11 protein-coding genes are annotated in these 12232 nt (G+C 71.3%); 6 read left to right on the forward strand and 5 right to left on the reverse strand.

The window, feature by feature from the left end; all coding sequences use genetic code 11:
• Window positions 1–31: 31 nt before the first annotated feature.
• A complete protein-coding gene (locus tag MKD51_RS03665; protein WP_240238291.1) occupies window positions 32–964 on the forward strand; it encodes a hypothetical protein in 933 nt (310 codons plus the stop codon).
• Window positions 965–977: 13 nt separating this feature from the next.
• On the opposite strand, the gene MKD51_RS03670 is transcribed toward MKD51_RS03665, so the two are convergent.
• Window positions 978–2354, reverse strand: a complete 1377-nt coding sequence (locus tag MKD51_RS03670) for a TIGR00366 family protein (RefSeq protein ID WP_240238293.1) — start codon at window positions 2352–2354, stop codon at window positions 978–980.
• A 128-nt stretch (window positions 2355–2482) separates the two neighbouring features.
• On the opposite strand from MKD51_RS03670, the gene MKD51_RS03675 reads away from it, so the two are divergent.
• Both MKD51_RS03675 and MKD51_RS03680 read left to right on the forward strand, forming a co-directional pair.
• Window positions 2483–2953, forward strand: coding sequence for a hypothetical protein (locus MKD51_RS03675; protein ID WP_240238295.1), 471 nt, complete (start codon window positions 2483–2485; stop codon window positions 2951–2953).
• Window positions 2954–2955: 2 nt separating this feature from the next.
• Window positions 2956–4092 (forward strand): hypothetical protein, encoded by a 1137-nt coding sequence (locus MKD51_RS03680; protein WP_240238297.1) that lies wholly within the window; start codon window positions 2956–2958, stop codon window positions 4090–4092.
• Window positions 4093–4102: 10 nt separating this feature from the next.
• Here the strand turns inward: MKD51_RS03680 and purF are convergent, their stop codons facing one another.
• The 3 genes from purF to tdh form a co-directional block, all read right to left on the reverse strand.
• On the reverse strand, window positions 4103–5560 hold the full coding sequence (gene purF / locus MKD51_RS03685; protein ID WP_240238299.1) for an amidophosphoribosyltransferase: 1458 nt from the start codon (window positions 5558–5560) through the stop codon (window positions 4103–4105).
• A gap of 238 nt (window positions 5561–5798) precedes the next feature.
• Window positions 5799–6977, reverse strand: a complete 1179-nt coding sequence (locus tag MKD51_RS03690; RefSeq protein ID WP_240238301.1) for a glycine C-acetyltransferase — start codon at window positions 6975–6977, stop codon at window positions 5799–5801.
• An 8-nt stretch (window positions 6978–6985) separates the two neighbouring features.
• Window positions 6986–8029, reverse strand: a complete 1044-nt coding sequence (gene tdh, locus MKD51_RS03695) for an L-threonine 3-dehydrogenase (RefSeq protein ID WP_240238303.1) — start codon at window positions 8027–8029, stop codon at window positions 6986–6988.
• Window positions 8030–8215: 186 nt separating this feature from the next.
• Here tdh and purM point away from each other — a divergent pair, with 186 nt between their 5' ends.
• The 3 genes from purM to MKD51_RS03710 all read left to right on the forward strand — a co-directional run bounded on the left by purM (window position 8216) and on the right by MKD51_RS03710 (window position 10549).
• Window positions 8216–9304, forward strand: coding sequence for a phosphoribosylformylglycinamidine cyclo-ligase (gene purM / locus MKD51_RS03700; RefSeq protein ID WP_240238305.1), 1089 nt, complete (start codon window positions 8216–8218; stop codon window positions 9302–9304).
• A gap of 196 nt (window positions 9305–9500) precedes the next feature.
• Window positions 9501–10067 carry a DUF4190 domain-containing protein gene (locus tag MKD51_RS03705; RefSeq protein WP_240238307.1) on the forward strand — a complete coding sequence of 189 codons (567 nt, stop codon included), beginning with the start codon at window positions 9501–9503 and terminating at the stop codon, window positions 10065–10067.
• A gap of 104 nt (window positions 10068–10171) precedes the next feature.
• On the forward strand, window positions 10172–10549 hold the full coding sequence (locus MKD51_RS03710; RefSeq protein WP_240238309.1) for a hypothetical protein: 378 nt from the start codon (window positions 10172–10174) through the stop codon (window positions 10547–10549).
• 85 nt (window positions 10550–10634) lie between these two features.
• On the opposite strand, the gene MKD51_RS03715 is transcribed toward MKD51_RS03710, so the two are convergent.
• Entirely contained in the window at window positions 10635–12146 is a 1512-nt protein-coding gene (locus MKD51_RS03715; protein WP_240238311.1) for an L-serine ammonia-lyase, read from the reverse strand.
• Window positions 12147–12232: the final 86 nt, after the last annotated feature.

The raw sequence follows: 12232 nt of genomic DNA on the forward strand, positions 1-12232 counted from the left end.
TGCTGTCGGGCGGAGGGGCCATACTGAGCACATGGCGCAGGTGGTGAGAGCTCAGGGGTGGGTCGGCCCGCTGATCATGTTCGTGCTCGGCATCATCCTGCTGCTGAACGGTGTGCCGGCGCTGATCCAGTGGCTGCCGTGGATCGCGCAGAGCGCGCTGGTGATCGGCGTCGAGTCGGCGCTGGAGACCGCGCTCGTGCCGCTCCTGATCGCGGGCGCTGCCACGTTCATCGGCTTCCTCATGCTGCGCGGCGGCTTCGGCGCGCTGCGCAACCAGGCCCGCGGGGCCACGAACCGCGCGCGCGAGCGGGCGCGCACCGGCGTGCAGCAGGTGCGGCGAGAGGTGTCTGAGCAGACGGGCAGCGTCTCCTCGCAGGCTGAGCACCTCGTGAATCGAGTGCCGCAGTCGTGGCGCGATCGCATCCAGGCGGCAGCGGATGCGGTCGAGCAGGAGCGCGCGAAGCAGGCGGCGGCCGCGCAGGGGCAGGGGCAGGCGCAGCCGCAGCCGCAGCAGCGGTCGGCGCAGCAGTACCAGGGGCAGGGGCACCAGCAGGGCCAGGGCCAGCGCCAGGGCCAGCCCTACCAGGGCCAGGGTCAGCAGCAGGGCCAGGGTCAGCGCATGCAGCAGGCCAGCCAGCAGCTGCCGGGTGGTGAGCGGCTCGCTCGCATCGACCAGCTGCGGCAGCGCGTCGACTCGCGGGTGCAGCAGGCGGCCCAGGGGCAGGACACCGCGAAGCAGGCAGCAGAGCAGGCTCGCCGCGTCGCGAAGGTCGCCTCCGATCGTGCGCAGCAGGTGCTGCCGCAGCACCTCGACGTGGCGACCCAGGCGCTGGTCGGCCGGCTCGACGTCGCCGACGCCGAGCGCATCCGCCGGCGCGGCTCGACGCTGGTCCGCTCATCGCTGACGACCAGTGCGCTGCGCAAGACCTCGCTGAGCACCAACTCGCTCTTCCGCCACCGCTGAGCGCGGCCGTCGGTCAGAGCGACCAGACGAGCAGGATGCCGGCGAACACCAGGCCCGAGGCGATGAGCGTCACGGTCGTGTAGCCCAGGATGTCGCGCATCTTGAGGCCCGCGATGGCCAGCAGCGGCAGCGCCCAGAAGGGCTGGATCATGTTGGTCCACTGGTCGCCGTAGGCCACCGCCATGATCGGGATGGCCGGGTCGACGCCGAGGCGCTCTGCCGCGTCGAGCATGATCGGTGCCTGCACCGCGAACTGTCCGCCGCCGGAGGGGACGAAGAAGTTCACCAGGCCCGCCGACAGCAGCGCGAACAGGCCGAACGTCGTCGGGTTCGAGATGGCGACGAACCCGTCGGAGAACACCTGCACGAGGCCCGAGCCGGTCATGATGCCGAGGATGCCCGCGTAGAGGGGGAACTGCAGCAGGATCTCGCCGACGTTCGATGCGGCCTCCTTCGTGAGGCGGATGATCTCGAACGGGCTGCGCACCAGCAGGAAGATGAGCGCCAGGAACGACCAGTTGACGATGTCGAGCGTGAGCGTGCCGCCCTGCACGAAGTGCACCACCAGGTAGAACACGAGCGCGGCGCCGACGATGAGCGTGATGATGCGGCTGGCGTCGATGCGATCGGCCGGGGTGACGACCTCTTCCTCCTGCTCGACGATCTGCTCGCGGGCGTCGAGCTGCAGCTCGCTGATCGTGTCGCTGCCGCGCGGAGCGACGAGCGCGAGGGCCACCGCGACCGCGATGATCGTGACGACGGCGCCGATCATGTTGGGCAGCGCGAAGGTCGTCTCGGTGATGGGGATGACCTCGCCGCCGAGGTGCTCGGCGATGAACGAGTCGGGCGTCGCCGCGGTCAGCGGGCCGGATCCCGAGTAGCCCATGTGCCAGACGACGAAGCCCGAGAAGCCGGCGGCGACCAGCATCGGGAAGTGCAGCGCGAGCCCGCGCTCCTTGCCGGAGGCCGCGACCTCGCGGGCCAGCAGGCCCCCGACCACGAGCCCGAGGCCCCAGGTGATGAGGGATGCGACGGCTGCGACGACGAACACGAACACGTAGGCCTGCACCGGCGTCTGCGGCAGCGACGCGAGCTTGCGGAGCAGCTTGCGGACCGGCCGCGTGTTCGCGAGCATGTGGCCCAGCAGCAGGATCAGCGCCATCTGGGTCATGAAGGCGAGCAGGCCCGCGAGTCCGTCGCCCCAGTAGGTGACCAGATCGACCGGGTTCGTCTGCGTCACGGTCAGCGCGAGCAGGGCGACGATCAGGGTGAGGATGATCGCGAAGACGAGCGCGGAGGGGATCCACCGCTCGACCACGCTGTTGATCGGCCGCATGGCTCGTGCGAGCGGCGCGCCGGACTGCTTCTTCGGGGCAGGGCTGTTCGACATGGTTCACCTCGTTGTGCATGGAACGTCGGGGGCCGGATGGGCCTCGAGCGACTGTAGCGAAGTCGCGATGTCGGCGGATGCGGTGCGGCAGCCCCGAGCGCGCGGGCGCGAAGTGGGATGATCGCAGGATGGATGAGACGCCCGATCCCGCCGCTGCCCACGGCGAGCACGCTCGCGCGGAGCGCCACCAGGACGTCGAGGTGCGCGTGCGCCGCACGCCGAGGTACTGGCGGTTCATCGCGCTCGGCGCCGTGCTCGGCGCAGTCGCGATGTGGGTGATCGGCGTCAGCGTGCCGCCCGGCCTCGATGCGCAGGGCCAGCGCGTCGACACCTCGCCGGTGATCGGCCTGGGGATCGTGATCGGCTTCGTCGTGGGCGCAGGTCTCGGCGGGCTGGTCGCAGTCATCATCGACAGGGCGCTCGTGCGTCGTGGGCAGACGCTCGTCGCCGAGCAGACCGACATCGAGGAGCCCGAGGCGCCCGACGCTGCTGTCGACGAGTCCGCGGCTGACGCGGGCGAGGCCGCCTTCGAGCCGCTCGAGCCGGCCGAGCCGGCCGCCGACGAGCCGCAGGAGCGCGACCGCCCCAGCGGGGCCTGAGCGTGGCAGCCAGGCGCGCGCGGCTCGGCATCGGGCACGCACTCGCCTGGATCGCCTACGGCCTCGTGGCCGCAGCGGTGATGACGGATGCGGTGGCGCGCGACAGCGCAGCGCTCACGCTCGCGCTCGGCGCGACCTGCGCGGTCGCCGCTGCCGCGATCGGCCTGCTCGCTCCCGTGCGCATCGCGCCGCGCGCGCTGCTGATCGCCGCGGCCGGCGTCGCCGCGGCAGCAGCTGCGGTCGCGGGCGCGCTCGCGCTGCTCGACCAGCCGCCGCACCCGGCCATCGCAGCAGCGCTCGGTCTCGCTGCCGGCGTGCACACCGCGGCCATCCGCGACGCGGTCGTCGCTGACCACCTCCTCGGGCTGTGGGTGCGCCCAGCGCCCACGCTGCTCGCGGCGGCCGCCGGGGTCGCGCTCGTGGCGACCATCGTCGCGGTCCCCGGCTCCTCGCTGTTGCCCGCCATCGCCCTCGTGGTCGCGGCGGGGCTCCAGCTCGTGGCGCTCGGGCTCGTCGTCGCATCCGGGCGCGCTCCGGCGGATCCGGTCGGGTCGAGCGCGTCCGCTCTGCCGGAGAGCGCCGACCGTGAGGCCGCGCCCAGTGCCGCCATGGCGCCGCCTCCTCTGCTCGCGCTGCTGGCGATCGCGGCGGCCGGCGCCGTGGCGATCGTCGCGCTGCGGCCCGGACTGTCGGCGATCGGCACCGATGAGCCGCAGCCGGCCGGTCCGCTCGCGCTCACCCTCGCGCTGGGCGCGCTCCTCGGGCCGCCGCTCGCCGTGCTGGCGGGGCGTTCCGGCGGCAGCGCTGCCACGGTGCTCGCGACGGTCGGCGGTGGCGCTGCGCTGATCGCGCCCATCGCGCGGCCGGGAGTGCTGGACCTCGTGGCCGCGGCCGTGCTCGGCGTGGCGCTGGCCGCATCCATCGCCCTCGCAGAGCTCGCGCGCCGCTCCGGAGTGCGGCTGGCGCGTGGTGCGACGGCGCTGATCGTGCTCGCCGGTGCCGCCGGCGCGGGTGTCGCGGCGCTGCTGCTCGCTGCCGTGCCGCTGCCTGATGTCGTGCTGTGCGCCGCGCTGGCGTGCCTGGTCGCGGGGGTCGGCGTGTGGGCGCCGGGGATGGCGGCGAGGCAGCCGGTGGGCTGAGCTCCACCGTTCAGCTGAGCTGCGTGCGCTCGACCCAGTCGAGGTATTCGTCGGTGACGCCGCCGGTCACGTACTCGCCGGTGAAGCACGACAGCTCGAGCCCCTTGATGTCCGAGCCGTCGAGGATCGCCTTCTGCAGGTCCTCGACCTCCTGGTAGACGAGGAAGTCGCTCGCGAGCGCCTCGTTCACCTGCGGGATGGTGCGCCCGGATGCGATGAGCTCGGCCCGCGACGGCATGTTGATGCCGTAGACGTGCGGGTAGCGCACGGGCGGCGCGGCGGAGGTGAAGGTGACGGAGTTGGTGCCGACCGAGCGCATCATCTCCACGATCTCGCGGCTCGTGGTGCCGCGCACGATCGAGTCGTCGACGACCAGCACGTTCTTGCCGCGGAACTCGCTCTCGAGCGCATTCAGCTTCTGCTTCACCGACTTCTTGCGGGCCGCCTGCCCGGGCATGATGAACGTGCGGCCGACGTAGCGGTTCTTGTAGAAGCCCTCGCGGTACTCGATGCCGAGCCGGCGCGCGACCTCCATCGCGGCAGGGCGCGACGAGTCGGGGATCGGCATGACCACGTCGATGTTGCCTGCCGGTGTGTACTGCGCGATCGTGTCGGCAAGCCGCTCGCCCATGCGCAGCCGCGACTCGTAGACGCTGATGCCGTTCATCACGGAGTCGGGGCGGGCCAGGTAGACGTACTCGAACGCGCAGGGCAGCAGCACGGGGCTGTCGTGCGTCATCTGCGCGATGAGCTCGCCGTCCGGCGCGATGAAGATCGCCTCGCCGGGCTTGACGTCGCGCTCGAGCGTGAAGCCCGAGCCCGTCAGCGCCACCGACTCGCTCGCGACCATCCATTCGGTGCGGCCCTTCGAGCTCTTGCGCGAGCCGAGCACCAGGGGACGGATGCCGAAGGGGTCGCGGAAGGCGAGCAGGCCGTGGCCCGCGATGAGTGCGATCACGCCGTAGGTGCCCTCGACGCGCTCGTGCACGCGCCGCACGGCGGTGAAGACGCGGTCAGCATCGAGGGCGCCGGAGGCGACGAGCGTCTGCAGCTCGGATCCGAGCACGTTCACGAGCATCTCGGTGTCGCTGCCGGTGTTGACGTGACGGTGGTCGACGTTCGCGAGCTCGCGCTCGAGCTCGCGCGAGTTCGTCAGGTTGCCGTTGTGGACGAGCACGATGCCGTAGGGCGCGTTCACGTAGAACGGCTGCGCCTCGAGCTCGTTCTCGGCCTCGCCTCGCGTCGCGTAGCGAACGTGGCCGAGGCCGAGGTCGCCGAGCAGCGCGCGCATGTCGCGGGTGCGGAAGGCCTCACGCACCTGACCCTTGGCCTTCCGGACGTGGATCGAGCGGTCCTGCGCGGTGGCGATGCCGGTGGAGTCCTGCCCGCGGTGCTGCAGGAGGGCCAAGGCGTCGTAGACCTGCTGGTTGACGCTCGAGTCGGAGACGATGCCGACGATGCCGCACACAGGCGAGCTCCTTCTGTCGAGGGGCTTGACGATCCAGCCTATCGAGGCCTCCTATGCGCCGGCGCGCCAGCGCCCGCGCAGATTGTCGGGTCTGAGCCCGATTGTCGCGACAGACGAGCTTCGACTCGACAACCTGACGCTCTCGCAGACAGCGAGGCGGGTTGTTGCAGTTCTGAGCCGCCCGACGCGCAAGCAGCCGCCCCGCTGTGGCTGGCCGGCCAGCGCGGCGGCGGACGCCTCAGGCTGCGACGCGCTCGCGCGCAGCAGCGAAGGCCGCCACTGCGCGGTCCACGTCGGCGTCGGAGTGCGCCGCGGAGAGCTGCACCCGGATGCGGGCCTCACCCCTGGGCACGACCGGGAACGAGAACGCGGTGACGTAGACGCCCTCGGTGAGCATCGCATCCGCCATGTCTGCCGCCAGCCGCGCGTCGTGGAACATGACGGCCGTGATCGGGTGCGAGCCGGGCAGCAGCTCGAAGCCGGCGGCATCCATGCCGGAGCGGAACCGCTCGGTGTTGCGCTGCAGCTGCTCGCGCAGCTCGCCAGCGCCCTCGACCAGGTCGAGCGCCGCGATCGAGCCGGCCACCACCGAGGGGGCGAGGGCGTTCGAGAAGAGGTAGGGCCGCGAGCGCTGGCGCAGCAGCTCGACGATCTCGGCGCGCGCCGCGATGTAGCCGCCGGAGGCGCCGCCGAGCGCCTTGCCGAGCGTGCCCGAGATGATGTCGACGCGATCCTGCACGCCTGCGAGCTCCGGCGTGCCGGCGCCTGTCGGCCCGGTGAAGCCGACCGCGTGCGAGTCGTCGACCATCACCATCGCGTCGTAGCGCTCCGCGAGGTCGCAGATCGCCTCGAGCGGTGCGAGGTAGCCGTCCATCGAGAAGACGCCGTCGGTGACGATCAGGCGACGGCGGGCACCGGCCGCCTCGACCAGGCGCGCCTCGAGCTCTGCCATGTCGCGGTTCGCGTAGCGGTAGCGGGCCGCCTTCGACAGCCGGATGCCGTCGATGATCGATGCGTGGTTGAGCGCGTCGGAGATCACGGCGTCGTCGGCGCTCAGCAGCGTCTCGAACAGACCGCCGTTCGCGTCGAAGCAGGAGGAGTAGAGGATGCATGCCTCCTGGCTCAGGAACGCGGCCAGCCGCGACTCGAGCTCGAGATGCTGGGTCTGGGTGCCGCAGATGAAGCGCACGGAGGCCATGCCGAAGCCCCAGTCGTCGAGCGCGACCTTGGCGGCCTCGACGATCGCCGGGTGGTCGGCGAGACCGAGGTAGTTGTTGGCGCAGAAGTTGAGCACCTGCTGGCCGTTCGCAGTCACGGTCGCCGATTGCGGCGAGTCGATGGCGCGCTCGCGCTTGGTGAGGCCCGCGGCCTCGATCTCGGCGAGCTCGTCGGTGATGGACTCTCGGATGGAGAACACGGGGCTCCTTAGCTGGTGAAGTCGAGGATGACCTTGCCGGCGCTGCCTGCGCGGGCGCGATCGAACGCGCCCTCCCAGTCGGCGAAGGCGAAGCGGTCGGTGATGATGGGGGAGACGTCGAGGCCGGTCTGCGCCATGGCAGACATGGCGTACCAGGTCTCGAACATCTCGCGCCCGTAGATGCCCTGGATGGTCAGCATGTGCGAGACGACCTTGCCGAAGTCGACCTCGATGGGCGCCGAGGGCAGGCCGAGCATGGCGCAGCGGCCGCCGAAGTTGAGGTTCTCGATGATGCCGACGAGTGCCGCGGGCGAGCCCGACATCTCGAGCGCCACGTCGAAGCCCTCGGTCATGCCCAGCTCGCGCTGGACATCCTTGATCTCCTGCTCGCGCGGGTTGAGGGCCCGGAAGCCGAGCGAGCCGGCGAGCTCGAGCCGGGCCTCCGAGAGGTCGGTGACGACGATGTGGCGTGCGCCCGCATGCCGGGCGACCATCGCGGCCATGAGGCCGATGGGGCCGGCGCCGGTGACCAGCACGTCCTCCCCGACGACCGGGAACTTCAGCGCCGTGTGCACCGCGTTGCCGAACGGGTCGTAGATGCCGAAGACATCCAGCTGCTGCTCGGTCGCGCTGTCGGCCGTCACGCCGGGGTGCACCCAGACGTTCGCCGAGGGCAGCACCACGAACTCGGCGAAGCAGCCGTCGCGCTGCACGCCCAGGTTGGAGGTGCGGATGCAGAGGTGACGGCGGCCGGCGCGGCAGTTGCGGCAGTGCCCGCACACGACGTGTCCCTCACCGCTCATCAGCTGCCCGACGGCGAAGTCGGTGACGCCCTCGCCGACCTCGACGATCTCACCGCAGAACTCGTGCCCCACGGTCAGGCCGGGCGTGACCGCCGACTGCGCCCACGCATCCCACCCGTCGATGTGCAGATCGGTGCCGCAGATGCCGGCGCGCAGCACCCGCACCTTGACATGGCCGGGCGGGGTCTCGGGCTCCGGGATCTCGACCAGCTCGAGCCCTGGCTTGCCTCGGGTCACGAGTGCGTGCATGGACGTCTCCATCGACTGTGGTGGGTTGCCCTCATCCTGCCACCTCGGCTGCGTGCACAACGCAAGCCGGATGGGGCCGATCAGCGGTGGATGCGGGAGGCGGGGCGGATGCGCGGCAGGATCCGGAGACCTGACTTGCGTTGTGCGTCGGGCCGATCGGGCGCCGGCGCTCGGTATCCTGGGGGCATGACCGATCCGTATGCGTCCGCCGGCGTCGACACCGAGGCGGGCGACCGCGCCGTCGAGCTCATGAAGGCCGCGGTCTCGCGCACCCACGGCCCGGGCGTGCTGGGCGGAGTCGGCGGCTTCGCGGGCCTGTTCGACCTCTCGGCCGCGGGCGCCTACGCGAAGCCGCTGCTGGCCACCTCCACCGACGGCGTGGGCACGAAGATCGCGCTCGCCCAGGCGATCGACAAGCACGACACCATCGGCCAGGATCTCGTGGGCATGGTCGTCGACGACATCGTCGTGGTGGGCGCGAAGCCGCTGTTCATGACCGACTACATCGCCACCGGCCGCGTCGTGCCCGAGCGCATCGCCGACATCGTGCGCGGCATCGCCCAGGCGTGCGAGGCGACCGGCACCGCACTGGTCGGCGGCGAGACGGCGGAGCACCCGGGCGTCATGGAGCCCGACGACTACGACGTGGCGGGCGCCGCCGTCGGCATCGTCGAGGCGGATGCGGTGCTGAGCGCCGAGCGCGTGCAGTCGGGTGACGTCGTGGTCGCCATGGCCTCCTCCGGCCTGCACTCCAACGGCTTCTCGCTCGTGCGCCACATCCTGGCAGGGCGCGGCATCGCGCTCACCGACCGGGTCGACGAGCTGGGAGGCGTCGCCGCCGAGATGCTGCTCGAGCCCACCAGGCTCTACACGCTGCCGCTGCTCAGCATGCTCGACACCGGCCTCGGCATCCGCTCGATCTCGCACGTCACCGGCGGCGGCATCGCCGCCAACCTCGCGCGCGTGCTCCCGCAGCAGCTCGCGGTCGAGATCGACCGCTCGCTCTGGCCGGTGCCCGAGGTGTTCGACGCGCTCGCCCAGCTTGGCGGCTTCCCGCTCACCGAGGCGGAGGGCACCTGGAACCTGGGCCTCGGCATGCTCGTGGTGGTCGACCCCGCGGATGCGGCAGGCGTCATCGCGCAGAGCGAGCAGTCGGGCATCCCCGCCTGGAGGGTCGGCAGCGTGCAGGCGTCGCCGAGCGACCCGTCCGGCTGGGTGCGCGGAGCGAAGGGCGTCGACGGCGGCGCCGTGCGGCTGGCGGGCGCCTACCGCTGAGCCAGGCTGGGCGCGCTCGGCCTCGGTCGAGCGCAGCGCCTTCGCACCGAGCGTCGCCTCGCGGTGCTCCCAGCCGATGACCCCGCGGTGTGGGGCAAGCGTCCAGGTTGTGTCGATGCGCGCGGCGTAGCGTGGCACACGGCTCGGGCCTCTGCGTGCACGGGCCGCCGCGCGACGACTCTGAAGGGGGTGCCGGATGCCGTCGGATGCCGACCGATTCCGCCCTCACGATCGGTCGATCGCAGAGCAGTCGCCGCCTGCGCAGGAGCCGATCCAGCAGCAGCCACGGCCGCTGCACGCCGCCCAGCAGCCTGCCGTGCCGCAGGCGGCCTCAACACAGCAGCCCACGCCCCGGTACGCGCCGCCGGGCGCCCTGCCCGCCGCTGCGCCCTACGCCGCCTTCGACGGCCGCGATGCCCCGCTCATCCACCCTGCCGCGGCACAGGCCTCGAGCCTGACGCCATACGGCGTGCCCGTCTACCAGGCGCCGGCATACATCTATGCCCCGCTGCCCGCGCGCGGCCTCTCGATCACCGCGCTCGTGCTCGGTGTGTGCTCGTTCCTGTTCGCCTGGACCCTCGTGGTCGTGCCGATCATCGGCATCGTGTTCGGCTTCCTCGCGCTCAAGCGAGAGCCGGCAGGCAGGACGCTGGCGATCGTGGGCATGGTGGCCTCCGCGATCGGCCTGCTGTTCGTGCTGCTGTTCTACCTGCTGCCGTTCGTGGCGTTCTTCGGGGCGCTCCTGATGGCGGCCGCTGCCTGACGCGGCATCCGCCGATCTCAGCCGGTTCCCGGCGTCGGGGCCTAGGCTCTCTGTGGCGCAGCACGCGTCCCCCTGCACTCAGCTCCCATCACGCGAGGATTGTCATGACCTACACGCCCCCTGAGCAGCCCGCTCAGCAGCCCGTTCAGCAGCCCGCCGGCGGCGGCTACCAGGCCTACCAGCCGACCGGCCAGTCGCAGTACGGCTACGCTGCGGCCGCATCGACGAAGAAGACGCTCTCGATGTGGGGCCTCATCCTCGGCATCTCGAGCATCATCATCCCGATCTTCCTCAACGCGATCGCCGGCGGTGTGCTCTCGGGCATCGGCCTCGCCAAGGAGCCCGCGGCCAAGACGATGGCCATCTGGGGCCTCGTGATCTCGATCCTCGGCTTCATCTGGAACATCGTCTTCTGGACCGTGGTCGTCCCGATCATCATCTTCGCGACGATCGCGGCGTCGGTCGGCCAGTACGGCTACTGAGCCACACCGAGCACTCGCACGAAGGGCCCGCCGATCGGCGGGCCCTTCGTCGTCTGCGGTGCGCGCCCTCAGCTCGCCGCGCCGGTCAGCACTCGATGTAGGCCACGGCGAGACCGCCGAGCGCCGTCTCCTTGTACTTGTCGCTCATGTCGGCGCCCGTGCGGCGCATCGTCTCGACGGCGGTGTCGAGCGAGACGTAGTGCGTGCCGTCACCCTGCTTCGCCATGCGCGCCGCGTTGATCGCCTTGACGCTCGCCATCGCGTTGCGCTCGATGCAGGGGATCTGCACGAGGCCCTTGATCGGGTCGCACGTGAGGCCGAGGTTGTGCTCGATGCCGATCTCTGCGGCGTTCTCGATCTGCTCCGGCGTCGCGCCCAGCACCGCCGCGAAGCCGCCGGCAGCCATCGCGCATGCCGAGCCGACCTCGCCCTGGCAGCCGACCTCCGCGCCAGAGATCGAGGCGTTCGACTTGATGATGATGCCGATCGCGCCGGCCACCAGCAGGAAGCGCACCTGCCACGACAGCTCGTCGTCGACGCAGTTCGCAAAGCGGTCGGCGTAGTGCATGACGGCGGGGATGATGCCGGCCGCGCCGTTCGTCGGCGCCGTCACGACACGGGCGCCCGCGGCGTTCTCCTCGTTGACGGCGAGCGCGTAGAGGTTGACCCACTCCATGCCTTCGAGCAGGTCGGGCCTGCCCTGCTTGGGTGCCGCGTCGCGCTCGAGCAGCTTCGCGTGCCACTCCTTCGAGCGCCGCTTCACGTCGAGCCCGCCCGGCAGCACGCCTGGCGTCTCGATGCCGTTGGCGACGCACTCCTGCATGACGACCCAGATGCGCTCGAGTTGCGCGATGGTCTCCTCGCGCGTGCGCCAGGCGGCCTCGTTCTCGAGCATGAGCTCCGCGACAGACAGCCCGGTCTCACGGCACAGCGCGACCAGCTCGTCGCCGTGCGTGAACGGATAGGGCACCGGGTGCAGCTGCTCGGCGGGGGCCGGCACGGGGGCGAGCACGTCACCCTCGTCGTGCCGCATCACGAAGCCGCCGCCGATCGAGTAGTAGCCAGCGCTCGCGATGACGTCGTCGGATGCGTCGTAGGCGGTGATGCGCAGCGCGTTCGGGTGCTCGCGGCGCACGGTGAGGGGCCGGAAGACGAACACCTTCGCCTCGTCGAACGGCACCGTGAGGCGGCCGCCGATCGAGAGCTCGCCGCTGCTGCGGATCGCCTCGAGCGTCGCCGTGATCTGGGGGGTCTCGACGGTGTCGGGCGCGAGGCCGGAGAGCCCGAGCATGATGGCGGTGTCCGTGCCGTGGCCCGAGCCGGTGGCGCCGAGCGAGCCGAGCAGGTCGACGCGCAGCCGCACGATGTCTGCGAACCTGCCGGAGGCATCCGCCTGCCCGATGAAGTCGAGGGCGGCACGCATCGGGCCGATGGTGTGCGACGAGGAGGGGCCGATGCCGACCTTGAACAGGTCGAGCACCGACAGCGATTCGAAGACCGGGGCGGTGGCCGTCGCGTGGCTGCCGATCTCGGTCGCCTCTGCGCCCTGCCCGTTCGTGATCGGCGACTTGCCCTTGGTCATCGCGTGCGAGGTCACGATCGGCTCCTTCGCCTCATGCGCGGCGCCAGGTTCGGCGACGCTGCGCTCGAGGGGCCGAGCGCGTGTCGATCAGAGCACCTGCG

It is taken from the genome of Agrococcus sp. ARC_14, from assembly GCF_022436485.1.
Classification (GTDB): domain Bacteria; phylum Actinomycetota; class Actinomycetes; order Actinomycetales; family Microbacteriaceae; genus Agrococcus.

Coding starts and splice junctions, on each gene's coding strand:
- MKD51_RS03665 (WP_240238291.1), top strand. CDS start 32: ATGGCGCAGGTGGTGAGAGCTCAGGGGTGGGTCGGCCCGCTGATCATG.
- MKD51_RS03670 (WP_240238293.1), bottom strand. CDS start 2,354: ATGTCGAACAGCCCTGCCCCGAAGAAGCAGTCCGGCGCGCCGCTCGCA.
- MKD51_RS03675 (WP_240238295.1), top strand. CDS start 2,483: ATGGATGAGACGCCCGATCCCGCCGCTGCCCACGGCGAGCACGCTCGC.
- tdh (WP_240238303.1), bottom strand. CDS start 8,029: ATGCACGCACTCGTGACCCGAGGCAAGCCAGGGCTCGAGCTGGTCGAG.
- purM (WP_240238305.1), top strand. CDS start 8,216: ATGACCGATCCGTATGCGTCCGCCGGCGTCGACACCGAGGCGGGCGAC.
- MKD51_RS03705 (WP_240238307.1), top strand. CDS start 9,501: ATGCCGTCGGATGCCGACCGATTCCGCCCTCACGATCGGTCGATCGCA.
- MKD51_RS03710 (WP_240238309.1), top strand. CDS start 10,172: ATGACCTACACGCCCCCTGAGCAGCCCGCTCAGCAGCCCGTTCAGCAG.